Genomic DNA, 22,451 nt, shown 5'->3' on the forward strand with positions numbered 1-22,451 from the left:
AGAGCCTGGACAACTACATTAAAAATCAACCATTGTTGATTTTAATATCAATCGTATAAAAACGACTTTCAAAAAAATTACCACTATAAAATTTCCGGGTTAAAAAGTAAACTACCTCGGGGCAAGCCTACGAGGCCTTAAAAGGAAAACCTAAAAAACATTTCAACGCAGGACAACTACGGAAAATCCAATCCGGACAGAAACAAGAAAGCAAGACACCGTAAACAGTCTTAAAGCTACCTTACAAGATTCTATAAATAAACGATAATGAATCTCTAATTAAGACTTCGTGTGTTTACAACTCGATTAACAAGTAAACCACCTCGAAGATTTCGACAGCTGTACGGAATAAATCTCAATTATCGAGTAAATCCAAAAAAATTTAGCCTTTAGAAACATAATGCGTAAATTCGTAGCCGTTTATTAAAGACTAATAAAATATCTTCGATATGAGTAAATATGACGTAATCGTTTTAGGAAGTGGCCCGGGTGGATATGTAACTGCCATCAGAGCGTCACAACTAGGTTTTAAAACCGCTGTAGTAGAAAAAGAAAACCTTGGAGGTGTATGTTTGAACTGGGGATGTATTCCGACGAAAGCTTTGTTAAAATCGGCTCAGGTTTTTGAATATTTAAAGCATGCCGACGATTATGGATTGAAAGTAAATGACGTTGACAAAGATTTTGGGGCTGTAATAAAAAGAAGTCGTGGTGTTGCTGAGGGAATGAGCAAAGGTGTTCAGTTCCTGATGAAAAAAAACAAGATCGATGTCATTGAAGGTTTTGGAAAACTTAAACCTGGTAAAAAGATAGATGTTACCAACGATGGCAAGACTACAGAATATAGTGCCGATCACATCATCATTGCTACAGGTGCACGTTCACGTGAATTACCAAGCCTTCCTCAGGATGGCAAAAAAGTAATAGGTTACAGGGAAGCTATGACCCTGCCTGAGCAACCCAAGAAAATGATCGTAGTCGGTAGTGGTGCTATCGGGGTTGAATTTGCATACTTCTACCACTCTATGGGAACCGAAGTAACCGTTGTTGAGTTTATGCCGAATGTAGTTCCTGTCGAAGATGAAGACATCTCTAAACAATTAGAGCGTAACTTTAAGAAATCCGGAATAAAAGTGATGACTTCTTCAGAGGTTACGAAAGTCGACACAGCAGGAAAAGGAGTTAAAGCTACCGTTAAGACCAAAAAGGGAGAGGAAATACTAGAAGCTGATATCATCCTTTCAGCAGTGGGTATTAAAAGTAATATCGAAAACATCGGATTGGAAAATGTAGGTATTGCCACTGACAGAGATAAAATTTTGGTAAACGATTATTACCAGACTAACATTCCGGGATACTATGCTATCGGAGATGTTGTACCTGGTCAGGCATTAGCTCACGTAGCAAGCGCCGAAGGAATTCTTTGCGTTGAAAAGATTAAAGGAATGCATGTGGAGGCATTAGATTACGGAAACATCCCCGGATGTACCTATTGTACTCCAGAAGTTGCTTCTGTCGGTCTTACCGAAAAACAAGCCAAAGAAAAAGGATACGATATTAAAGTCGGTAAATTCCCTTTCTCAGCAAGTGGGAAGGCAAAAGCAGCTGGTACTCCTGACGGATTTGTAAAAGTAATTTTTGATGCCAAGTACGGTGAATGGTTAGGTTGTCATATGATCGGTGCCGGAGTTACCGACATGATTGCCGAGGCAGTTGTTGCCCGAAAATTAGAAACTACAGGTCATGAAGTGTTAAAAGCAGTACATCCACACCCGACAATGAGTGAAGCGGTTATGGAGGCTGTGGCTGATGCTTATGATGAAGTAATTCATTTGTAATAAAATAAAACAATACCGAGATATTGGTATTAAAAATAAAAAAGCGGATGCTATGGCATCCGCTTTTTTATTTTTTCTCAAGTATATGTTAATGCACAAAACTATTAAGTGCCAACTCATACCCCTGCATTCCGAAACCAAGAATTACCCCTTTTGCATTGGGTGATATATACGATATGTGTCTAAAATCTTCTCTTGAAAAGGTATTGGAAATATGAACTTCGATAACCGGCGTTTGTATTCCTTTAATCGCATCCCCTATAGCTACGGAAGTATGTGTATATGCGCCTGCATTAAGTATTATGCCATCATAGTCAAAACCTACTTCATGGAGTTTATTGATCAGTTCGCCTTCTACATTACTTTGGTAATAATCTATCTGGTGTTTTCCATATTTATTTTTTAATCCCAAAAGATAATCTTCAAATGTTTCCGAACCATAAATTTCCGGTTCGCGTTTTCCAAGGAGATTCAGATTTGGTCCGTTAATGATAATAAGCTTCATATTATTTCTTTTGGTAAAAATATGAAAATTCAGATACAAAAAAACGGAAGCTAACACTTCCGTTTTTATAAAATTTCGATGAACTATCCTTAAAACATAAATCCTGCGGATAACTGAAAAACACCATTTTTAACATCGCCATAGTCAACTATTTCTGTAAGTCCCATATTATATCTTCCATTGAAGAAAACCCCATTATCCAGCTTATAGCCCAATCCGAAGTTTAATCCGAAATCAAGTTTTTTATAATCATCTTTTACATCAAACTCTAAAGAGTTATCGGGAAACTCTATCTCATCTTTAGCAAAAACCAAAAAACCCAACTGTGGTCCTGCTTCTAAACTCAATCCTTTTATTATATAGTACTTCGCCATTACGGGCAAATTAATGTAATTCAATCTGGAGGTAAGATTTCCCTTTGTACCGTCTGGAGCTATATCCTGCATTCCATCAAATGTAAAATCCATCTTATAGCCTTGAGATGAAAACATTAATTCGGGTTGTAGCGAAAACTTTTCGGAAAACTTAATTTCCGCGATCCCCCCTACATGAAAAGAAGTTCTCATTTCATCTGAATCTGAGGTATTATCTCCGTTCAGGTCTGCAAAGTTAACTCCCGCTTTGGCTCCAAATTGAACTTCTTGTGCCTGCGAAGTAAACACAAACCCTAAAGCAGCAAATGTTAAACATAAAATTTTTTTCATAGTAATAGTCGTTATTATTTATAATTAAACAAATCAAACATACATATTACAAGTAGGTAAAATCTTAATTATTTGCTAATTTAATTAAGTTTAGTAAGATTTTAACAACACAGGTGCTCGTCATTTTTTTATAGTAATGAGATAAACGCATAAAAAAACGGAAGCAAAAGCTTCCGTTTTTAAAATATATTTTCTTAATCCTGATTAAAAGAAAAGAGAAAATCCGATGTTTAATGAAAATGCATCAGCACCTTCAGCATCGTCATTTAAATCCAGGTCATAACGCACACCCGGCTCGATAGCAATATTATCAGCTAAAAACCATGCATATCCTCCCTGAAGGCCAACAAATATAGGATTAGAATCATTCCCAGTCGAACCATTTAAATCTAACTGTACAGGAATCATGCTGTTGATATAATACTTGGCACCAATCTTATAGGAAAATTCACCGTCTATGTTTTCGCCTAGATCTCCGTATCCTAACCCTGCTTTAATCGCCAAATCATCCTGGATAAAATAGCCACCTTCTGCACCGATATTCCAAGCAGTATTACCATCATTAGAAGAGAAGTAAAATCCAGTATTAGCTGCATGTCCCATACCAAAATTAGTATTAGCTTCAACTAAAATAGATCCTTTAGCAGTAGCTGAACCATCCTGAGCATTCGCATTGAAAGCAAAACCTAAAGCAGCAACTGCTACAAATAATAATTTTTTCATCTTTTTGATTTTTGTATTTAATGTTTAACGGCGCAAATTTACATACAAAACCAATAACTAAATACTATTTTCAACACAATATTGTAAGCTATTTCTTTAATATATTGAATGTCAATATCATATATGAAACAGATATAATGTATTTGTAAATTGTCTAAATAATCATCTATCTTTAACCTATGAAATGGCAACATGCATTAAAGGACTATAAGCATTATCTGAAGATTGAACGGGGCTTATCAGACAACTCTATTGATAATTATGTCATGGATGTACAAAGGCTTGTTAGCTTCTTAAACAAGAATAGCATCCTGACAGACCCGATTGCCATTTCCTCGGAAACTATTCAGGAGTTTATATATCAGACTGCTAAAGAAGTAAATCCCAGATCTCAGGCACGCATGATCTCAGGACTTAAGAGTTTTTTTAATTACCTGATCTTTGAAGACTATCGTCAGGATCATCCTCTGGAACTGATCGAAACTCCAAAAATCGGAAGAAAACTCCCCGACACATTATCTTTGGAAGAGATCGACCTCCTGATAAATACCATTGACCTTTCTAAAAGTGAAGGTACCCGTAATAAAGCTATGCTTGAAACATTATATAGCTGCGGGTTACGTGTTTCCGAATTAACGAACTTAAAATTATCAGACCTCTTTTTCGATGAAGGTTTTATAAAGGTAACCGGTAAGGGACACAAACAACGCTTTGTTCCGGTTTCCGGTTCTTGCATAAAATATATCAACCTGTACATTACAGAAATACGCATTCGTCAAGCTATTGTTAAGGGACATGAAGACTTCCTTTTTCTTAACCGAAGAGGAAAACAACTAACAAGAGCCATGATATTTACCATTATAAAAAGGTTAGTCGTAGATTCCGGTTTAAAAAAGAATATCAGCCCACATACCTTTCGGCATTCGTTCGCTACCCATTTACTGCAAAACGGAGCCGACTTGAGGGCTATACAGCAAATGCTCGGACATGAAAGCATTACAACCACGGAAATATACATGCATTTAGATAAAAGCGACCTCAGCAGGATCCTACATCAATACCACCCCAGAAATCATTAACTTTAAATCGACGGATTAATCAAACCTACAACAGTTATGAAAAAGGAACTTGTATTTAGTCTTCTATACTTTTTAATACTAATTATAGAACTCATAGCCGGAAGCAATGCAGAATACCATCATATCAGGTATGTTACCAAACCCCTGCTTACCATTTCATTGGGAATATTTGTATTTCCGGACAGAAAGCACTATCCACACTTGCTGAACTTTATCTTGCTGGCCTTATTCTTTTCATTCCTGGGGGATATCTTTCTGCTATTTGACGACTCTTACTTTATTGCCGGTCTCCTGGCCTTTTTTATAGCGCATATTATGTATATCAGTGCGTTTTTCAAGACGAAATTCTTTTCCCCCAAAAGGTTTGCCGTCATAACAACAGCCCTGCTTATTTATGCCATTCCCATATTGTATCTCATTATTCCTGAAGCGGGGTCCCTGCTCCCTTACATTATTTTATACGTGATCATTCTGATGATAATGGTCAAAACGGTATATTTAAGAAAAGGATATGTTAACCGTTTAAGTTATCAGCTGGCACTGATCGGGGCGCTCTTATTTTTAATTTCAGATTCATTACTGGCGTTAGATAAATTTGTAACAGAAATACCCAATATCACCATTTTGGTTATGTCTACATACGGAGTAGCACAATTTTTAATTGTAAACGGAGCCTTAATCGAAAAAACAAATAAACGTAATTTATACAATTACTTTATAAATCAGGCTACCTGAGTTTCCTCATCCTTTGTTTTCGGGTTTTTGTATGGTCGTATAATTAATCGGGCTTCCCTGTCGAAACGGATATAATTATAGGCCCAATTGATAAACACCACCATCCTGTTCCTGAAACCTATCAGAAAAAACAGGTGAATAAACATCCATACAAACCAGGCGAAAACCCCCTGAAATTTAAAATTAGGGAGGTCCACAACCGCTTTATTCCTTCCAATAGTAGCCATAGATCCCTTATCGTAATAGCTAAAAGGTTTCATCGGTTTGTTATTCAGTAAACGTTCAAAGTTAATTCCAAGATGCTTCCCTTGTTGAATGGCAGGTTGAGCCATCATTGGATGACCGTACGGATATTTCTCAGTACTCATGGCAGCTATATCGCCTACTGCAAAAATATCTTTAAAGCCTTCCACCTGGTTAAACTCATTTACCTTTACCCTGTTGCCCCTGGCAATGAGATCTTCAGCATTAAGTCCGTTTACCGTAGCTCCCATAACTCCGGCACTCCAAATTAATGTTGCCGTTTGAAAAGTAAGGTCTGAATTGGTAGTAACCGTTTCGCCGTCGTACCCTGTAACAAGGACGTCTTTCCAGATATGGACCCCTAAATTCTCCAGAAATTGCTCCGCTTTTTTTGATGCTACCGGACTCATTTCCTGCAACACCCTATCAGAGGCCTGGATTAAATTTATCTGAACCCTTCTGGTATCGAGGTCGGGATAATCCTTATGCAGGATTCCTTTTTTAATTTCTGCCAATGCCCCTGCCAGTTCCACTCCGGTCGGACCGGCACCTACAATTACAAAGTTCATCAGCGCATCTTGCTCATCAAGGCTGTCCGTCAGTAAAGCCTGCTCAAAATTCTCTAATATCAGACTTCTCAGGTTCAACGATTGCGGAATGGTTTTCATGGCCATCCCGTTTTCCTTAATAGACTGGTTTCCGTAATAATTAGTCCTGGAACCGGTAGCCAGTACCAAGTAATCATAAAAAATCTCTCCTATATCCGTTCTTACAATTTTCTTTTCGGGAACTACCTCTTCTACATTAGCCAGTCTAAAGTAAAAATTCGGATAATGAGATAGTATTTTGCGAATCGGATATGCAATGGAGTCCGGCTCTAATGCCCCTGTTGACACCTGATATAATAAAGGCTGAAAAGTATGATAGTTATGTCTGTCCAGCATAACCACCTGAACTTCCTGTTTTGAAAGTTTCTTTGCCAGAGATATGCCGGCAAAACCTCCTCCGATGATAACGATTCGGGGAGTGCTGGTTTTTGGAATATTCATAAGTGTTAATTGTGGTATAAAAATACTAAAGAATCGGCTATTTCTTGCCCTCTTTTCCGCTAATTTACCCTCTTCTTCTTAATAAAACACAAGTAACTCATGTACAGCAAATTAGAAACACCCATACCTGAGTTGATGTTACCGGCTTTGAAGATAAAGCCAATAAAAGTCAATTTTAGGGTCAATTAATTGTAACAATCATTTAAATTAGGCTACTAACTTCATAAAATCACTAAATCTAACCTGTGACAAAAGAACTGGAACATAGCTTTGTAAACCTTCTAGAAAAGCATCAGAATATTGTTCATAAGGTTTGTAGAATATATACAAACGACGGAGCGTCTCACAGTGACCTGTTCCAGGAGATTACAATTCAGCTATGGAAGGCCTATCCGAAATTCCGCGGTGATGCCAAATTCACCACCTGGATGTATCGGGTTGCCTTAAACACGGCGATTACACTATACAGAAAGTCTAAAAGATCGATCGACACACAAGACTTTGAGGGTGTTTCTTATAAAATAAAATACGAACACTACGACGATACCGAAGAACAACAATTAAAATTAATGTATAAAGCTATCAAGCAATTAAACGATATCGATAAAGCCTTGGTGTTTTTATATCTGGAAGATAAAAATTATGCTGAAATATCAGAAACTTTGGGGATAAGTGAGATCAATGCAAGAGTGAAGATGAACAGGATTAAAACAAAATTAAAAACTATTTTGAACCCATGATGGACGAACTGGATTTGTTAAAAAAAGACTGGAAAAGCAGGGAAAAAGACCTTCCCAGGCTTTCGCACGATGAAATATATAAAATGATATGGAAGAAATCTTCTTCTAATATTAAATGGATATTTATCATAAGTGCCCTTGAATTTTTGTTAGGGCTCCTTATAACCATATTCTATCATCCGGCCAGCGAAGAATTTAAACTCCCTGGTATTGTAGATATCCTGACAAAGGCATCCATGCTTGTAGCTATATATTTTATGGTAAAATTTTATCTAAACTATAAAAAAGTATCTGCCGCCTCTACGGTAAAAGGCCTTTTACATACCATTATGAAAGCCAGAAAAACGGTAAAAACATATATTATCACCATGATGTCTTTTGGAGGCATCGCTGCTGTTATTGCCGCTATCTATACTTATATCAACCAAAGAGGAGGCTGGGAAGAATTCAATGAAACCGCTCACACCAGCGATTACCTGTTAATTCTCCTTGTTTCGGTTGTAGCTACCGTAATTATACTCGGGATCTTTTTACTGATCTATTTCCTGTTGTACGGAATCCTCATGAGACGCTTAAAAAAGAATTACAGCGAAATTAAAAAGATAGAAGTCTAACGAGTTCTATCATAGGCAGCAGAAATCTACCTTGAAGCATGTTCGCGAGGCGCTCCCCTGTATAACCACAGGGGAACATGTTAAACGGAAGAACCCTAAAGACCATTTGGACGTAAGTACCGTGAAATTCTTTCAGGAATATTCCAAAAGGTCAAGTCCTGTGAAATTCCTTTAGGAACATTTCACAAGCGCAAGCGTCGGAGCATTTAAATCTCGATGATCGAGTAAAAAGCTTGTCTTTTTATCTATAGAACGCTCATTTTTGATGAGTCAGTAATATACAAAACAAGAGCTGTTTTAATTGAATTCAGAAGGATTTACTTCTTGGGTTATAAAGGTAAGCCAAGAAAATTTTGTACATAGTGATATCCCTTTTCAAAACCTGGTTTTAATCCAATTTTTCTCTATAGGTTACATACGCACATAAATACAACTTCAGATATGATTTTAAAAAAATCAAACAAATTAATATCTGAATTGACGTGTTTTATTCAATTCTTCATAGGCAATCAACTCCTCTTCAGGAATGACCTTCAAGAATGACGGATGTTGCTCAATGGCATATTCTATTTTTTCTACAATATCATCAACGGATTCATTTTCATAGTCGATATGAAGCGGTTCCTTGATGACCATAGATTGAAGGATTCCTTTCTTTTTTACCCTTAAACCTTTTTTATCAAAAGAACGTCTGAAACCATCTATTACTATAGGTACCACTATCGGTTTGTATTGTTTTATAATATGAGCAGTCCCTTTTCTTATCGGTTTCCATGGTTTGGTAGTTCCCTGCGGAAAAGTAATAACCCAGCCATCGTCGAGTGCTACTCCGATATTTTCAGTATCCTGAAAATTCACATCTCTCTTAATATTCTTTCCTTTTTCTCTCCATGTACGCTCTACCGTGATAGCCCCCGCATAAGCCAAAATTTTTGGTAACAGTCCGGACCGCATGGTCTCTTTGGCCGCTACATAATAAATATTAAGTTTTGGGTTCCACAAATACCCGACATTTTTAATGGAATCATTACGGTTGGAAAGACTCGCGTTGAAAACATGGAACATGGCCACTACATCGGCAAAATACGTTTGATGGTTTGAAACAAACAATACTCCGGTTTCAGGCAGGCTCCTTAAAATATCCGAACCTTCAATCTGCAGTTCGTTAAAGCCCCGATATCGCTGGTGCGTTAATGTACCTGCAATTCTGATCAACCACTTTTTTAAGAACAATATATGTCCGAAAGGATTCTTTTTAAACATCCCCATTACATCATCTTTAAAACTCTTGGCAAAGCTACTAAACTTATATTTAATAAACTTTTTTAATGAGTTCCTTTACTTCACTCAGCATCATGGCTGTAGCTCCCCATACCGTATAGTTTTTTAATTTAAAAGCAGGAACATCAATGCTTTTAGCATAAGATGTGGTTAAGTTTTCTGTAAAAACCGTTTCATCTCCCAATAGTTCGGTTAACGGTACCTCTAAAATCTGTTCGACTTCCTGCTCATCCGGAATTAGGACAGGGGGTTCATGCATGATCCCCATAAACGGAGTTACCAGAAAATTACTGGGCGGGATGTAAACATCCGACAGCTCTTTAAATATCTTCACTTTATCAGGGGTTACCCCTACTTCCTCCTCCGTCTCGCGCAAAGCAGTTGCTTCCAGGTTCTCGTCCGAAAGTTCCACCTTCCCGCCGGGAAAGCCTACCTGGTTTGAGTGGACACCATTATATACTTTTCTCAAAATCAGCAAAAAACAGGTAGCGCCTCCAATACCCGGATAAAAAAGTGATAATACCGCAGCTCTTTTAGGGTTTTGATCCTCATACCTCATGGCCTCCAGCTCTTTCTTCCGAAGGAGGGGCGCCATTTTATAATGAGATACTTCGCCAGGAAGTTTCAGATTTACTATTTTTGGAACCAACCGATTAAAATGTTCAAATTTCATGATGCTAAGAAATCGCCTTGTTACAATATTACTACTAATTATCATAAGTGCCTGCGGTGGAAATAAAGAAAAAAAAGATCAGCCTAAAACCGGGAGTAAGGAAGTTAAAACAGATTCAGCAACTATCATAAAAGAAGATAAAGATGCTGAGAATGAAAAATTTTTACTTACCGACGACAATGCCATAGAATTTTTCTTTGAATACGCAAAAAAGCACAAAGAACACAAGGTCAAAGTTACCACTAAATATGGTAGTTTTATCATAGATTTGTTTGAAGAAACCCCATATCACCGGGCTAATTTTATCTACCTCACCAAGAAAGGATATTTTAACGGCACTTACTTTCACCGGGTGGTAAAAAATTTTATTATTCAGGGAGGAAATTCTGATGAGTGGAAAATTGCCAACCGAAGAAAAGAAATAGGAAGATATTTACTGCCTCCCGATACCAAAAAAGGTTTTAAACACCACAGAGGAACTGTTTCTATGCCTAGTAGCGATGTTGACAACCCTCATAAACTGGCTTCACCATACGAGTTTTTTATTGTCTGTAGTAATCCCGGAGCTTACCATCTGGATGGTGATTTTACTGCATTCGGAAGGGTGATTGAAGGAATGGAAGTAGTAGATAAAATAAATGCACTACCTACCGATGTTGGCGAGTGGCCATTGGAGAATGCTTCCATGACCATTGAGATCATTGAATAAAAGGCCGCTCTATAAAAAACTATTACCTATCTCTTATCCTTATTTTCTATAGCGGGCAATGCTAATTTGTACCTTACCGCCAACAGGCGAATAACGATGACAATGACTATTGGAGCTGCAAAAATAATATCTGATTTAATCGGGAGCTCGTTGAAAAGAAAATAGCTTACTCCTCCGGCTATACAAGCTGTAGCATAGATTTCCCGACCCTCAAAAATAACAGGTATTTCGTTGCACAGTATGTCGCGGACGACACCGCCAAAACAGGCCGTAATGGTGCCTAGAACCACACACATAAACGGATGTAACCCGGCTTCTATACCTTTCTCCACTCCCACTACAGTGTACAGGCCGATACCTATGGTATCAAAAAGGAACAGGGATGTACGTAAATAACGGAGTTGCTTCCTGAATAAAATGGCAAAAATGACAGCTCCCACAATAACATACATATAGGTATAATTAATAAGCCAGAATACAGGCGTTTTACCTATAATCACATCCCGGATAGTTCCCCCGCCGGTAGCCGTTACAAAAGCAATAATAAAAACCCCGAATGGATCCAGTTTTTTGCTCATAGCAGCATATACGCCTGAAATGGCAAAAGCAATGGTTCCTAAAATGTCAATGATGTAGTAAAACATTACATAGATTGTGTATAGTAATTATAATCTTTTAAAACCGTATTAATAAACATCTGCGTATCATTCTCCTCTGCTTTTACCCCTATAACCTCTTCTACTTTCCTTTTCAATTTCAACAGGGTGGTATGGTCCAGGGAACGTTTGGCGGTTTGCAGTGTTTCTTTAATAATCCGCACATCATTATCTGACAGTTTTATAACGGAAGGATATGTCGGGACATAATCTTCCGATAAGTTTTCAAGGATGGTATGGTTGATCGTCACTTTGTCCTTTAGGCTTATAACCGCTGTTCCGGCCGTTATATCACCGAGACGCTGGTTTCTGTTATTTACAACCACGGTGATCAGTGCTATGATCCCTCCCATCATATTGATGTCGATAATCCTGAAAAACCATCGCATGATATGATCGGCAAAAGAGGCCTGGTAACCGTCTATTTTAACGACTCTTATTTTCAAGAGTTTTTTCCCAAAAGTTTGTCCTTCTAGTATTGATTCCAGCACCAAGGTATAAAAGATTACAGGCAAATAAAAAATAATTATAAAAGCGGCTCTTGACCAATTATCCCAACCAAACATAAAGCGTTCTATATTAAACAGGTTGAATAATAGCTGAAAAACAACTACTGAATATGCTATTTTAATAATCAGGTCTACACCATATGCAAGTATCCGCTCTCCTACGGAGGCCGCAGTAAAGTTTATGTTTACATTTTGGGTAGTATTAATTTGTAGTTCTGTCATTTTATTTTTTACCTTAGCTCACCATGAGAGAAGTTGCGTTTATTAAGCAAAATAAAGAAAAATGGCTAGATTTTGAAAAAGCCATTTTTAAAAATCAATTAAATAATCCGGATGAGCTGGCTTCCTTGTATGTGCATATAGTTAACGACCTGTCGTACGCGCAGACCTATTACCCTAAAAGTAAGATCACTGCCTATTTAAATCAACTGGCTGCCAAGGCTTTTCAAAAAATATATAAAACCAAAAGAGAAGATACGAACAGGTTTGTTCATTTCTGGAAAACGGAAGTCCCTCTAATCGTATATCAATACAGGAGGTATATACTTTATTCATTCCTTATTTTCCTTACATTCGTTGCTGTCGGGGCCGTTTCTGCGGCTCATGATGATACCTTTGTAAGGTTAATCTTGGGCGATCACTATGTAAATATGACCCAGGAGAATATTAAAAACGGTGATCCGGTTGCTGTTTATAAAAGTGGAAGCAACTGGGGGAGTTTCATCGGTATTACCCTGAACAATCTCTATGTTGGGATTAAAGCTTTTCTATATGGGGTTTTTGGTGGGTTAGGAACAGGATTGATCTTATGTTTTAATGGCATAATGATTGGCGCGTTCCAATATATGTTCCAGGCAGAAGGTGTTTTATGGGAAAGTGTCAGGGGTATCTGGATCCACGGAGCTATGGAAATATTTGCCATTATGATCGAAGGAGCCGCCGGTCTTATTTTGGGGGCAAGCATTTTATTCCCAAAAACTTTCAGCAGGTTCAATTCTTTTAAAAGAGGGATGAAAGACGGAGTGAAAATTTTAATCAGTACCTTTCCGTTTACGGTTGCGGCCGGTTTTCTGGAGGGTTATGTAACCCGCTATTCAAATGTAATGACCAATTGGCTCTCTGTAGGAATCATACTCTTAACCTTGTCTATCATATCATTTTATTATTTAATTTACCCTGCTATAGTAACACGAAAATTAAAAAAAGTACATGGAGTTATATAAATCAAGAACTTTTGGAGATTTCTTTTCAGATTCATTCGCATTTTTCAAACAAAACGGAAAACATTTTTTTAAGAACTACTTTATAATCAACGGAGTTTTTATACTGGCTTTTATTGCTGTATTGTTTATGGGATTCTACTTTTTTGGTGACTTTCTGGGGCTATCCGGAGTACAGGCTTCCGGTGTAGACTTTGATCATTTCGCCAATGAAAATGCAGGAGTGTTTATTTTGTTATTTAGCCTTATGGTTATAATCATAACCCTAATGTCGGTTATAAATTATACATTCACACCTTTCTATTTAAAACTGTACGAAGCCAAAGGCAAAGATTTCTCTACCAAAGACATTATTGATACTTACAAACAGAATCTGGGCAAAGTTATCATTTTCGTTTTGGTATGTATACTGTTAATGATTCCTACTGTAATAGCAGCAGCCATCCCCTATCTGATCCTAATGTTCACTTTTGTCGGTATTTACTGGATGGTGGGGATCATCATGTTTATATACAACGGTGCTTTCCTCGAATATATAAACAGTAAGAAAGGGGTTTTTGAAAGTTTTGGATACAGTATTACCCTTATTTTCGGAAAAAAATTCTGGCATGCTTCAGGTGCTATCTGGCTATACTATTTAATGGTTAGTTTCATTATTGCAATACCTATAGTGATTCTATATTTCTTCTTTATAATATCGATAATCACGGAGAAAAACTTTGATGAGAATCCGGTAGCCAATCCTATGTTCTTAATCGCTTTAATCGTTGTATACGCCCTGATTCTGCTCATGGCTGTCATTGCCAATAATTTTATTCAACTGAATCAAGGAATTGTTTATTACAGCCTTAAGGAAGAAAAAGAAAATATCAACACTAAAAGTATCATCGACGAAATAGGTACTTCGACAGAATAACTTATGAAGAACACGGTATTTTTTCTTTTATTTTTCGCACATTCTCTCCTTTGCTGTTGTTTGTACGCTCAGTCAGGTCTGCCTGCACAAAAGGATTCCCTGCAACTAGACAGGGAACCTGTAAAAAGCAGAAGTTTTGGCTCTGATTTTAAAGAAAAGTATAGTGGTGATGCCTACAATTACCAGGAGTCTGTAGCCGGAAAAGGCTGGTTTACCCGGTTTAAAGAATGGCTGGCAGAGAGGTTAAGCAATCTCTTTGATTTTGACACTCCTGCCGACGCCCAAAGTGTTGCCGATACCATTTTTAAGGTTTTCTATGTACTTATTATTATTGCGGTTATTTTTATTATTGTAAAGCTGATCATGAACCGGGAAGGGCGATGGGTATTTGGAAAATCGGGCAATAAGAATATCCTGAAAGTAGAAGATATCGAAAACCATATCCATATTACAGATTTCAATTCACTGATCTTAAATGCTGTCAACAATACCGATTACAGGCTTGCGGTTCGTTATTATTACCTGTGGCTACTAAAAGAACTCACGAACAAGGACCTCATTGCTTACGATGCAGAGAAAACGAACAGCGATTATTTAAATGAAATTAATAATCAGGAGTTAAAAGATAATTTCAGCTATGCCTCTTATTTATACAACTATATCTGGTATGGTGAATTTAAGGTCGGTAAAGATGATTTCGATAAAGTATCGGGCAACTTTGTTCAACTTATAAATTCGATAAGAAAATGAACAAGACCATAAAAATATACATCGGCGTTTTTATCCTTTTGGTTACGGGCATATTTCTACTCGAAATCAACAAACCTACACCTATCGACTGGTCGCCGACCTTTAATGAAAAACATACCAAGCCCTATGGCCTAAAAGTGCTTCACGAAGAATTACCTTTGTTATTTAACGGCCGGGATCTTATCGATATTAATGTTACTCCCTTTGAATATTTTGATGAAGAATTCAACTTTTCCGATTCTACATATTACATCCAAGGCAATTATTTATACATCCACGACGGGAATCTGATAGATGAAGTATCTGCCGAAAAAATACTTGATTTTGCTGCTCACGGAAACAATGTTTTTATATCCTCAACCATGTTCCCCGAAGTCATTGAAGACTCCTTAAATTTTAAAATAAAATACACCTATACCTTTAATAAAAAAGGAAAATTATATCTTTCAAACCCTCTGTTTGTCAACGACACTATTACCCTTGATAAGAATGTAGAGAATATATATTTTAACGAATTAGACTCTTTACATACTACCGTTTTAGGGTACCAGTCTTTTAAAAAGAATACTGATCTCTTGTCTGCCGGCGAACAACCAGATACAGAAGAACACATTAATTATGTTAAAATAAAATATCGGGAAGGGGCTTTTTTCCTACATACCCAACCCTATGTTTTTACCAACTACCACTTATTAAAGGATCGTGATTACACATATGCTGAAAAAGTCTTTTCCTACCTGCCGGATAACACCATTTTATTTGATTCTGTAAATAAAGCGGGGAAAGATCTGGGCAGCTCACCATTTAGGTTTATACTCTCCAAACCGGCATTGAGATGGGCGTGGTATATTTTATTGCTGTTGCTGGTTACCTTTTTAATCTTTAATGCCAAACGAAAACAACGGATTATTAAAATCATAAAACCATTACCCAATACTACTGTTGATTTTACCAAGACCATAGCGAACCTATACTTCGAAACACAAGATCATTCAAACCTTATTGACAAAAAGGTTACTTACTTCCTTGAAAAAATAAGGTCTGACTATTATCTGGATACACAAAACCTCGATGATAGCTTTGCCAGAAACTTAGCTTTAAAGGCCGGGAAAAACAAAGAAGATGTTGTCAAACTGGTTAAGTATATCAGGTATTTAACAACCCGCACATCGCATAGCGAATCCCAGTTACTGGAATTAAACAAACAGATTGAAGAATTTTACAATACAAAGAATTATGGAACATCATGAAGAAAATAAATCAATAGAAAACTCAAATGTGCAATTCGAAAACCGGATAGACCTTTCCGAGTTACAAAATGCCGTGCAACAAATTAAAAGTGAACTCTCAAAAGTCATTGTAGGACAAAGAGGAATGATCGACATGCTCATTACAGCACTTTTAGCCAACGGCCATGTACTGATAGAAGGGGTTCCCGGAGTTGCCAAAACAATTACTGCCAAGCTTTTATCCAAAGCATTAACGGTAGATTTTAGCAGGATACAATTTACACCCGATCTTATGCCTTCTGATATACTGGGGACTTCCATATTCGATTTAAAAAAATCTGAATTTGAATTTAAAAGGGGTCCTATTTTTGCCAACATGGTTTTAATTGACGAAATTAACAGGGCACCGGCAAAAACCCAGGCAGCCTTGTTTGAAGTTATGGAAGAGCGGCAAATAACCATCGACGGGAACAGGTTTACCATGGAGCCGCCTTTTATGGTACTGGCAACTCAAAACCCGGTAGAGCAAGAGGGTACCTACCGTCTGCCGGAAGCACAACTCGATCGTTTTATCTTCAAAATTGATATTGATTATCCTTCTGTGGAAGAAGAAGTCGAAATTATCAGCAGAGAGCATGAACTCAAGGAAGCCAAAAAAACAGATAAAATAAGTTCTTTCTTAACAAGAGAACAAATTGCCAGGTACCAAAAGACTGTTAATGATATTATCGTAGAACCCCATTTGCTTAAATATATCGCTGAACTTATTGTAAATACGCGTAACAATCAGTTTTTATACCTGGGGGCATCTCCAAGGGCTTCGATTGCTATCCTGAAAGCTTCAAAGGCATACGCCGCTATGAACGGAAGAGATTTTGTTACCCCGGAAGATATCAAACAAGTAGCTGTTCCGGTTTTACAACATCGGATTATTGTTACTCCCGAAAGGGAAATGGAAGGCGTTACAGCCAAACAAATTGTACAGCAAATCATTCAGACAGTAGAAATACCGCGCTAACAAGTATGAAGTTCTCAAGGTCTTTTTACATACAAAACCGGTTTTATTACTTCTGCCTGTCAGTAGTTATCCTATTTGTGCTTAGTTTTATTTTCCCCAACTTATTGTTTATAGCAAAACTGGCCTTCATTATCGTCCTCACATTTTTTGTACTGGATGTCGTTATTATTTTTAGCTCGGGAAGAGGCATAGGAGCTATCAGGCAACTACCGGAGAAACTATCCAATGGCGATGAGAATCCTATTCTGATTGACATTGAAAACCGATATTCATTTCCGGTATTTGCGAACATCATTGATGAGATCCCAGAACAATTTCAGGTGAGGGATTTTAATATTCCAAAAAAACTCGAACCCCTAAAGGTTTCTTCTTTTAAATACCATTTGCGCCCTACTGAAAGAGGAGCGTACCATTTTGGCAAACTAAACGTTTATGTAACCTCATATATAGGATTAGTTTCTAAACGTTATATCTTTTCAGATAATGAAATGATCCCTACATACCCGGCTTTTCTTCAGTTAAAGAAGTATGAGCTCATGGCCTTTACTAACAATTTGCACCAATACGGCATTAAAAAGATACGGCGAATCGGTCATACCATGGAGTTTGAACAAATAAAGGAGTATGTTCAGGGCGATGATATCCGGACGATCAACTGGAAAGCGACCGCTAAAAAAAACCAATTAATGGTCAACCAGTTTCAGGATGAAAAATCGCAACCGGTATATTCGGTCATTGATAAAGGAAGGGTGATGAAAATGCCTTTTAATGAATTAAGTCTGCTTGATTATGCCATCAACGCTACATTGGTTATCAGTAATGTAATTTTAAAAAAACAGGATAAAGCCGGAATGTTCACTTTCTCCAAAAAGGTAGAAAATATAGTTGTTGCAGAACGAAGAAACAGCCAGATGAATTTAATTCTGGAAACGCTATACAACGTAAACACCAATTTTTTTGAGTCTGACTATAGTAAACTATATGCCAGTATAAAACGTAATATAACCCATCGAAGTTTAATCCTGCTTTATACCAATTTTGAGACCCTCGATGGTTTACACAGACAGTTACCCTATTTAAAAGGAATAGCCAAGAACCATTTATTAGTCGTTATATTTTTCAAAAACACAGAGTTAAATCAATTGATCAGCAACAAAGCGGAAACTGTCCGGCAGGTATACGACAAGGTCATAGCCGAAAAATTCGCCTTTGAAAAAAAGTTAATTGTCAACGAGCTTAAAAAATACGGTATTCACTCTATATTAACTTCGCCTGAAAATTTAACAATCGATACGATTAATAAGTATCTTGAGATAAAAGCCAGAGGTTTGTTATAGAGTATCAGACGACTTTCCAAACCGATAAACTTAATCACAAGCACATAAACACCGAAGGATGAGGCCGCTTTTCGTTTTTAAAATATTCCTTCTAATTTTAAGCCCTCATAAACAATACACGCAATGAACACATCAGAAAAATTTTTATTTAATAAGGATCATGATGCTATACAGGTAAAAAATGTAAATGCAAGTACTGAATTTTATAAAAAAGTGTTTGGTTTAAAAGAAATATACAGCGCCGGTTTAGGTGAAAAATTCAGGTGGTTACAACTAAACGATAAGGTACAGCTACATCTTATTGAAAGTAATATCGGTTTCACCCCTCACAAAGGAGTCCATATGGCTTTGAATGTCAATAACCTGAAAGGGTTTATGAAGTTCTTGAAATCAGAAAAAATACACTTTGAAAACTGGCCGGGAGAAAACGGAACTACCAATACCAGACCCGATGGTATTCAACAAATATACATTGAAGACCCTGACGGTTACTGGATAGAGGTGAACGATAACAGACTATAAAAAAAGCGCCAATTGGCGCTTTTTTATTAAAATCAAACAATGAATCATTTATATTTTCTCTCCTAACCAGGCTTTCATCATCCAAACGGTTTTTTCCTGCTCTGTGATAAAATCACTCATCATCGAATTGGTCCCTTCATCGTCTGCATCACCGGACTTATCTAAAATAACACGTTCTATTTTTAATAATTCCGTCAGGGATTCAACGACTAGTTTTACTGACTTTTCATCCTCATGGATATTCTTACCCACAGGCACTTTTGCAGCATTTACATAATCTTCAAATGTATGTAACGGAGTTCCTCCCAAAGTAAGTACCCTTTCAGCTATTTCATCAACCTTAAGCTGAGCATCGTTATATAGTTCTTCAAACTTTACGTGAAGGTCAAAAAAGCGTTTTCCTCTGATATTCCAGTGAATCCCTCTCAGATTCTGATAATATACCTGAAAATTTGCTAACAGATTATTTAAATCTATCACCAATTCATCTGTTTTTTTTGTGTCTAACCCTAAACTGTTTAAGCTCATAAATAGTTTGCTTTATTGTTATTAATTTTCTAACATAAAATTACGAATATTAATAGCTGATATCTATAAGTTTTATTGATAGTTTTTATAATTTTATCACTTAAAACTATATAAAATGACTATTACTCAACTACAATATGTTCTAGCTGTAGCTGAACATCACAATTTCACACTGGCTGCTGAAAAAAGTTTTGTTACCCAACCTACGTTAAGTATGCAAATACAAAAATTGGAAGATGAATTGGGCGTACAAGTATTCGATCGTAGTAAAAAGCCTATCCAGCTTACCGAAGTAGGAAAAAAAATTGTGGAACAGGCCAGGAACATTGTAAACGAATCCTATAGAATAAAAGACATTGTTGATCAACAAAAGGGTTTTGTCGGAGGAGAGTTTAAATTAGGGATCATACCTACTGTTACACCTACCCTGCTACCTATGTTTTTAAAGAACTTTATAAACAAGTATCCGAAAATCAATTTAAAAATTGAAGAACAGACCACAGAGACTATTATTCAAAACTTAAACGAAGGCCATATAGATGCTGCTGTTGCTGCTACCCCATTAGACAACGACAATATAAAAGAACGCGTTTTATACTATGAGCCTTTTGTCGCTTATTTGCCCATAGGACATCCTCTTAATAAAAAGGACAAAATAAGTATTGATGATGTTGATACTGACGAATTATTGCTTCTGGAAGACGGGCATTGTTTCAGGAACAGTGTCATTAATCTATGCAAGAACAAGAGTAAATTAAAAGATGATAAGTTCTTTTTAGAGACCGGAAGTTTTGAGACGATGATAAAACTCACAGATGAAGGTTTGGGGATGACATTATTACCTTATCTGCACACGTTGGATATAAAGGGAAAACAAAGAGAACAACTACGTTACTTCGACGAACCAAGTCCTGCCAGGGAAGTAAGCCTGATATATCATAAAAGTGAATTAAAACAGCATATTATCGAAGCCTTAAGAGATGTTATTGCTTCAGTAGTACGTGGAGCTATTGCTTTTCACAATGTACAAATTATCAGTCCTGTGACTGATAAAAAAGCAAGTTAAAAATAAAGAGCCCTTTAAAAGGGCTCTTTATTTATGATTTTAAATAGATTAAACATTGCGATAATTCCGGTTTTTCATGTATGAATTGTTGAAGCCATAAACGTAATTCATCCAATTCATAGGGCAACAGCCTGGAAGCTGCTTTTTCTAATTCTTTACAGAACAAAACCGTATCGAAACTTACTTTTTGTAACACCATTTTGGTGTACTCATACATTGCTCTTGGCATAATATGAACGTTATATTTAGGTAAAAATGGTTTATTTAATTAACGACTCTAATATACGAATTATTGCTCATCGTATTTTAAAAAATACGTTAAATAAATATTTCTAAAACCTATTGTCGCCATCTAAAAGATCGCCTATACCACCAAGGATGCTCCCTTCTCCTTTGTCTTTACCTCCAGCTCTTGGAGCAGCTGCCAGAACCCTTCCTGCCAACCTGCTGAATGGTAATGATTGGATGTAGACAACCCCGGGTCCCCTAAGGCTGGCAAAGAACAATCCCTCACCACCAAAAACTGTATTCCTGATCCCCCCGACAAACTCAATATCGTAATCGACATCTTTAGTAAATCCAACTATACAACCGGTATCTACTTTTAAAACTTCACCGGCGGCCAATTCTTTTCTTGATAAGGTACCTCCGGCATGAACAAAAGCCATACCATCTCCCTCCAGTTTTTGCATGATAAAGCCCTCTCCCCCAAACAATCCTCTTCCTAGCCGTTTTGAAAATTCTATTCCCACCGATACTCCTTTAGCGGCACACAGAAAAGCATCTTTTTGACAAACAAACTTCCCCTGATATTCCGTTAAGTCTATCGGAACAATCTTACCAGGATATGGAGAAGCAAAGCTTACTTTTTTCTTTCCTGCATCCATGTTTAAAAAAGCTGTCATAAAAAGGCTTTCCCCCGTAAGCAGTCTTTTTCCGGCAGAAAATAGTTTTCCCAATACACCGCTGGTCTGATTAGATCCGTCTCCAAATATAGTATCCATTTTAATACCGCTATCCATCATCATAAAACTACCTGCCTCGGCTACTACAGCTTCCTGAGGGTCAAGTTCTATTTCAACATATTGCATTTCTTCTCCATAAATGTGATAATCTATTTCGTGTGATGTCATTTTTAAAATTTTTAAGTTCTGTAATTATAGGTTTATAATTATTACAAAATGTTACAGTCAGGATGAATTTTATCCTTTCACCTTCAAAGTCCATTCAAAATTAAATGTTGAAACAACGTCTCCTTTTTCATCAACTCCTACCGATTTCATCCAGATCGTCTGACCTTTGCCCGTTGCTATTGCCTGCTGAATAGCACTGCCGACCAAATGTCCGTCCTTGCATACAAAATTTACTTTCCCTACTGCTTTTTTAGAAAAATTTGCGTTCATATTTAAAACCAGCATCGATACGGAACGTCCGCTTTCTTTTATTTGCTTCATTACCAAAACCCCTGTTGTCATTTCAGCAGCCATTCCCTGAACAGCCCAAAACATCGATTTAAAAGGATTCTGATTTATCCAGCCATGCTTTACCTTGACAAGGCATTGCGAATTATCTATTTCTTTTACCCTTACTCCACATAACCATGCTGAAGGTAATTTTAATAATGTAAAGGTATTGAGTTTTTGTGGTGTCATATATAAATAGCGTTTTACACCTCTAAAATATTGAAATAAATTGAACTAAACACCTTTCTTGTTTTCTTAATTTTTTGTTAAATTTCAGTACTTTGTTTTGCATAATACCTTCTTTTAGATATATATTTGCATAAGAAATTAATAGGTAAACAATA

Annotated in this window: 26 protein-coding genes; 14 read left to right on the forward strand and 12 right to left on the reverse strand. The window is 36.9% G+C overall.

The genetic code is table 11. The annotated features are described in order from the left end of the window. Nucleotides 1-449: 449 nt before the first annotated feature. Entirely contained in the window at nucleotides 450-1,838 is a 1,389-nt protein-coding gene (gene lpdA, locus MQE36_RS16625; RefSeq protein WP_242937095.1) for a dihydrolipoyl dehydrogenase, read from the forward strand. Between the two features lie 88 nt (nucleotides 1,839-1,926). Here the strand turns inward: lpdA and aroQ are convergent, their stop codons facing one another. The 3 genes from aroQ to MQE36_RS16640 all read right to left on the reverse strand — a co-directional run bounded on the left by aroQ (nucleotide 1,927) and on the right by MQE36_RS16640 (nucleotide 3,770). Continuing rightward, complete coding sequence (gene aroQ / locus MQE36_RS16630) at nucleotides 1,927-2,343, reverse strand: type II 3-dehydroquinate dehydratase (protein ID WP_242937096.1); 417 nt, start codon at nucleotides 2,341-2,343, stop codon at nucleotides 1,927-1,929. A gap of 89 nt (nucleotides 2,344-2,432) precedes the next feature. Then, complete coding sequence (locus MQE36_RS16635) at nucleotides 2,433-3,047, reverse strand: porin family protein (protein ID WP_242937097.1); 615 nt, start codon at nucleotides 3,045-3,047, stop codon at nucleotides 2,433-2,435. Nucleotides 3,048-3,251: 204 nt separating this feature from the next. Beyond that, nucleotides 3,252-3,770, reverse strand: coding sequence for a hypothetical protein (locus MQE36_RS16640; RefSeq protein ID WP_242937098.1), 519 nt, complete (start codon nucleotides 3,768-3,770; stop codon nucleotides 3,252-3,254). Nucleotides 3,771-3,949: 179 nt separating this feature from the next. Here MQE36_RS16640 and xerD point away from each other — a divergent pair, with 179 nt between their 5' ends. Together xerD and MQE36_RS16650 are read left to right on the forward strand one after the other, a co-directional pair. Next, a complete protein-coding gene (xerD, locus tag MQE36_RS16645) occupies nucleotides 3,950-4,849 on the forward strand; it encodes a site-specific tyrosine recombinase XerD (RefSeq protein ID WP_242937099.1) in 900 nt (299 codons plus the stop codon). A 36-nt stretch (nucleotides 4,850-4,885) separates the two neighbouring features. After that, the gene (locus tag MQE36_RS16650) at nucleotides 4,886-5,584 is read left to right on the forward strand and encodes a lysoplasmalogenase (protein ID WP_242937100.1); all 699 of its coding nucleotides are present in this window, start codon (nucleotides 4,886-4,888) and stop codon (nucleotides 5,582-5,584) included. Here the strand turns inward: MQE36_RS16650 and MQE36_RS16655 are convergent. Next, nucleotides 5,572-6,876, reverse strand: coding sequence for an NAD(P)/FAD-dependent oxidoreductase (locus MQE36_RS16655; protein ID WP_242937101.1), 1,305 nt, complete (start codon nucleotides 6,874-6,876; stop codon nucleotides 5,572-5,574). The two genes, MQE36_RS16650 and MQE36_RS16655, sit on opposite strands and share 13 nt — an antisense overlap. 245 nt (nucleotides 6,877-7,121) lie before the next feature. Between MQE36_RS16655 and MQE36_RS16660 the strand changes: the two genes are divergently transcribed. After that, a complete protein-coding gene (locus tag MQE36_RS16660) occupies nucleotides 7,122-7,616 on the forward strand; it encodes an RNA polymerase sigma factor (protein ID WP_242937102.1) in 495 nt (164 codons plus the stop codon). After that, nucleotides 7,613-8,230, forward strand: coding sequence for a hypothetical protein (locus tag MQE36_RS16665; protein ID WP_242937103.1), 618 nt, complete (start codon nucleotides 7,613-7,615; stop codon nucleotides 8,228-8,230). Before MQE36_RS16660 ends, MQE36_RS16665 begins: the two co-directional genes overlap by 4 nt. Nucleotides 8,231-8,695: 465 nt before the next feature. Here the strand turns inward: MQE36_RS16665 and MQE36_RS16670 are convergent, their stop codons facing one another. Both MQE36_RS16670 and MQE36_RS16675 read right to left on the reverse strand, forming a co-directional pair. Further along, nucleotides 8,696-9,499 (reverse strand): lysophospholipid acyltransferase family protein, encoded by an 804-nt coding sequence (locus MQE36_RS16670; protein ID WP_242937104.1) that lies wholly within the window; start codon nucleotides 9,497-9,499, stop codon nucleotides 8,696-8,698. A 43-nt stretch (nucleotides 9,500-9,542) separates the two neighbouring features. Next, on the reverse strand, nucleotides 9,543-10,184 hold the full coding sequence (locus MQE36_RS16675) for an NUDIX hydrolase (RefSeq protein ID WP_242937105.1): 642 nt from the start codon (nucleotides 10,182-10,184) through the stop codon (nucleotides 9,543-9,545). Between MQE36_RS16675 and MQE36_RS16680 the strand changes: the two genes are divergently transcribed. Further along, entirely contained in the window at nucleotides 10,183-10,893 is a 711-nt protein-coding gene (locus MQE36_RS16680) for a peptidylprolyl isomerase (protein WP_423242467.1), read from the forward strand. The two genes, MQE36_RS16675 and MQE36_RS16680, sit on opposite strands and share 2 nt — an antisense overlap. A gap of 26 nt (nucleotides 10,894-10,919) precedes the next feature. On the opposite strand, the gene MQE36_RS16685 is transcribed toward MQE36_RS16680, so the two are convergent. Together MQE36_RS16685 and MQE36_RS16690 are read right to left on the reverse strand one after the other, a co-directional pair. Further along, complete coding sequence (locus MQE36_RS16685) at nucleotides 10,920-11,537, reverse strand: trimeric intracellular cation channel family protein (protein ID WP_242937106.1); 618 nt, start codon at nucleotides 11,535-11,537, stop codon at nucleotides 10,920-10,922. After that, complete coding sequence (locus MQE36_RS16690; protein WP_242937107.1) at nucleotides 11,537-12,280, reverse strand: RDD family protein; 744 nt, start codon at nucleotides 12,278-12,280, stop codon at nucleotides 11,537-11,539. The genes MQE36_RS16685 and MQE36_RS16690 overlap by 1 nt, the downstream gene beginning before the upstream one ends. 23 nt (nucleotides 12,281-12,303) lie before the next feature. Here MQE36_RS16690 and MQE36_RS16695 point away from each other — a divergent pair, with 23 nt between their 5' ends. The 7 genes from MQE36_RS16695 (at nucleotide 12,304) to MQE36_RS16725 (ending at nucleotide 19,050) form a co-directional block, all read left to right on the forward strand. Then, a complete protein-coding gene (locus MQE36_RS16695) occupies nucleotides 12,304-13,281 on the forward strand; it encodes a stage II sporulation protein M (RefSeq protein ID WP_242937108.1) in 978 nt (325 codons plus the stop codon). Further along, nucleotides 13,268-14,194 carry a hypothetical protein gene (locus MQE36_RS16700; RefSeq protein WP_242937109.1) on the forward strand — a complete coding sequence of 309 codons (927 nt, stop codon included), beginning with the start codon at nucleotides 13,268-13,270 and terminating at the stop codon, nucleotides 14,192-14,194. The genes MQE36_RS16695 and MQE36_RS16700 overlap by 14 nt, the downstream gene beginning before the upstream one ends. 3 nt (nucleotides 14,195-14,197) lie before the next feature. Continuing rightward, the gene (locus MQE36_RS16705) at nucleotides 14,198-14,944 is read left to right on the forward strand and encodes a DUF4129 domain-containing protein (RefSeq protein WP_242937110.1); all 747 of its coding nucleotides are present in this window, start codon (nucleotides 14,198-14,200) and stop codon (nucleotides 14,942-14,944) included. After that, nucleotides 14,941-16,194 (forward strand): DUF4350 domain-containing protein, encoded by a 1,254-nt coding sequence (locus MQE36_RS16710; RefSeq protein WP_242937111.1) that lies wholly within the window; start codon nucleotides 14,941-14,943, stop codon nucleotides 16,192-16,194. Before MQE36_RS16705 ends, MQE36_RS16710 begins: the two co-directional genes overlap by 4 nt. Next, complete coding sequence (locus MQE36_RS16715; protein ID WP_242937112.1) at nucleotides 16,181-17,191, forward strand: AAA family ATPase; 1,011 nt, start codon at nucleotides 16,181-16,183, stop codon at nucleotides 17,189-17,191. The genes MQE36_RS16710 and MQE36_RS16715 overlap by 14 nt, the downstream gene beginning before the upstream one ends. 5 nt (nucleotides 17,192-17,196) lie before the next feature. Beyond that, nucleotides 17,197-18,528 carry a DUF58 domain-containing protein gene (locus MQE36_RS16720; RefSeq protein WP_242937113.1) on the forward strand — a complete coding sequence of 444 codons (1,332 nt, stop codon included), beginning with the start codon at nucleotides 17,197-17,199 and terminating at the stop codon, nucleotides 18,526-18,528. A 123-nt stretch (nucleotides 18,529-18,651) separates the two neighbouring features. Beyond that, entirely contained in the window at nucleotides 18,652-19,050 is a 399-nt protein-coding gene (locus MQE36_RS16725; RefSeq protein WP_242937114.1) for a VOC family protein, read from the forward strand. 48 nt (nucleotides 19,051-19,098) lie between these two features. On the opposite strand, the gene MQE36_RS16730 is transcribed toward MQE36_RS16725, so the two are convergent. After that, nucleotides 19,099-19,578 carry a Dps family protein gene (locus MQE36_RS16730; protein WP_242937115.1) on the reverse strand — a complete coding sequence of 160 codons (480 nt, stop codon included), beginning with the start codon at nucleotides 19,576-19,578 and terminating at the stop codon, nucleotides 19,099-19,101. A 115-nt stretch (nucleotides 19,579-19,693) separates the two neighbouring features. On the opposite strand from MQE36_RS16730, the gene MQE36_RS16735 reads away from it, so the two are divergent. Continuing rightward, entirely contained in the window at nucleotides 19,694-20,644 is a 951-nt protein-coding gene (locus tag MQE36_RS16735; RefSeq protein WP_242937116.1) for a hydrogen peroxide-inducible genes activator, read from the forward strand. Nucleotides 20,645-20,675: 31 nt separating this feature from the next. Here MQE36_RS16735 and MQE36_RS16740 read toward each other — a convergent pair whose 3' ends face one another. The 3 genes from MQE36_RS16740 to MQE36_RS16750 all read right to left on the reverse strand — a co-directional run bounded on the left by MQE36_RS16740 (nucleotide 20,676) and on the right by MQE36_RS16750 (nucleotide 22,296). Beyond that, complete coding sequence (locus MQE36_RS16740) at nucleotides 20,676-20,873, reverse strand: hypothetical protein (protein WP_242937117.1); 198 nt, start codon at nucleotides 20,871-20,873, stop codon at nucleotides 20,676-20,678. Nucleotides 20,874-20,976: 103 nt separating this feature from the next. Beyond that, nucleotides 20,977-21,777, reverse strand: coding sequence for a TIGR00266 family protein (locus MQE36_RS16745; protein ID WP_242937118.1), 801 nt, complete (start codon nucleotides 21,775-21,777; stop codon nucleotides 20,977-20,979). Nucleotides 21,778-21,846: 69 nt separating this feature from the next. Then, on the reverse strand, nucleotides 21,847-22,296 hold the full coding sequence (locus MQE36_RS16750) for a DUF4442 domain-containing protein (RefSeq protein ID WP_242937119.1): 450 nt from the start codon (nucleotides 22,294-22,296) through the stop codon (nucleotides 21,847-21,849). Nucleotides 22,297-22,451: the final 155 nt, after the last annotated feature.

The sequence above is a fragment of the Zhouia spongiae genome (assembly GCF_022760175.1).
GTDB lineage: Bacteria > Bacteroidota > Bacteroidia > Flavobacteriales > Flavobacteriaceae > Zhouia > Zhouia spongiae.

Excerpts from the sequence above, each read along its gene's own strand:
- MQE36_RS16735 (WP_242937116.1), top strand. The coding sequence starts at position 19,694 with ATGACTATTACTCAACTACAATATGTTCTAGCTGTAGCTGAACATCAC.
- MQE36_RS16650 (WP_242937100.1), top strand. The coding sequence starts at position 4,886 with ATGAAAAAGGAACTTGTATTTAGTCTTCTATACTTTTTAATACTAATT.
- MQE36_RS16715 (WP_242937112.1), top strand. The coding sequence starts at position 16,181 with ATGGAACATCATGAAGAAAATAAATCAATAGAAAACTCAAATGTGCAA.
- MQE36_RS16740 (WP_242937117.1), bottom strand. The coding sequence starts at position 20,873 with ATGCCAAGAGCAATGTATGAGTACACCAAAATGGTGTTACAAAAAGTA.
- MQE36_RS16730 (WP_242937115.1), bottom strand. The coding sequence starts at position 19,578 with ATGAGCTTAAACAGTTTAGGGTTAGACACAAAAAAAACAGATGAATTG.
- lpdA (WP_242937095.1), top strand. The coding sequence starts at position 450 with ATGAGTAAATATGACGTAATCGTTTTAGGAAGTGGCCCGGGTGGATAT.
- MQE36_RS16725 (WP_242937114.1), top strand. The coding sequence starts at position 18,652 with ATGAACACATCAGAAAAATTTTTATTTAATAAGGATCATGATGCTATA.
- MQE36_RS16695 (WP_242937108.1), top strand. The coding sequence starts at position 12,304 with ATGAGAGAAGTTGCGTTTATTAAGCAAAATAAAGAAAAATGGCTAGAT.
- MQE36_RS16705 (WP_242937110.1), top strand. The coding sequence starts at position 14,198 with ATGAAGAACACGGTATTTTTTCTTTTATTTTTCGCACATTCTCTCCTT.
- MQE36_RS16710 (WP_242937111.1), top strand. The coding sequence starts at position 14,941 with ATGAACAAGACCATAAAAATATACATCGGCGTTTTTATCCTTTTGGTT.
- aroQ (WP_242937096.1), bottom strand. The coding sequence starts at position 2,343 with ATGAAGCTTATTATCATTAACGGACCAAATCTGAATCTCCTTGGAAAA.
- MQE36_RS16745 (WP_242937118.1), bottom strand. The coding sequence starts at position 21,777 with ATGACATCACACGAAATAGATTATCACATTTATGGAGAAGAAATGCAA.
- MQE36_RS16675 (WP_242937105.1), bottom strand. The coding sequence starts at position 10,184 with ATGAAATTTGAACATTTTAATCGGTTGGTTCCAAAAATAGTAAATCTG.
- MQE36_RS16690 (WP_242937107.1), bottom strand. The coding sequence starts at position 12,280 with ATGACAGAACTACAAATTAATACTACCCAAAATGTAAACATAAACTTT.
- MQE36_RS16700 (WP_242937109.1), top strand. The coding sequence starts at position 13,268 with ATGGAGTTATATAAATCAAGAACTTTTGGAGATTTCTTTTCAGATTCA.
- xerD (WP_242937099.1), top strand. The coding sequence starts at position 3,950 with ATGAAATGGCAACATGCATTAAAGGACTATAAGCATTATCTGAAGATT.
- MQE36_RS16680 (WP_423242467.1), top strand. The coding sequence starts at position 10,183 with ATGATGCTAAGAAATCGCCTTGTTACAATATTACTACTAATTATCATA.
- MQE36_RS16640 (WP_242937098.1), bottom strand. The coding sequence starts at position 3,770 with ATGAAAAAATTATTATTTGTAGCAGTTGCTGCTTTAGGTTTTGCTTTC.
- MQE36_RS16685 (WP_242937106.1), bottom strand. The coding sequence starts at position 11,537 with ATGTTTTACTACATCATTGACATTTTAGGAACCATTGCTTTTGCCATT.
- MQE36_RS16635 (WP_242937097.1), bottom strand. The coding sequence starts at position 3,047 with ATGAAAAAAATTTTATGTTTAACATTTGCTGCTTTAGGGTTTGTGTTT.
- MQE36_RS16720 (WP_242937113.1), top strand. The coding sequence starts at position 17,197 with ATGAAGTTCTCAAGGTCTTTTTACATACAAAACCGGTTTTATTACTTC.
- MQE36_RS16670 (WP_242937104.1), bottom strand. The coding sequence starts at position 9,499 with ATGGGGATGTTTAAAAAGAATCCTTTCGGACATATATTGTTCTTAAAA.
- MQE36_RS16665 (WP_242937103.1), top strand. The coding sequence starts at position 7,613 with ATGATGGACGAACTGGATTTGTTAAAAAAAGACTGGAAAAGCAGGGAA.
- MQE36_RS16750 (WP_242937119.1), bottom strand. The coding sequence starts at position 22,296 with ATGACACCACAAAAACTCAATACCTTTACATTATTAAAATTACCTTCA.
- MQE36_RS16655 (WP_242937101.1), bottom strand. The coding sequence starts at position 6,876 with ATGAATATTCCAAAAACCAGCACTCCCCGAATCGTTATCATCGGAGGA.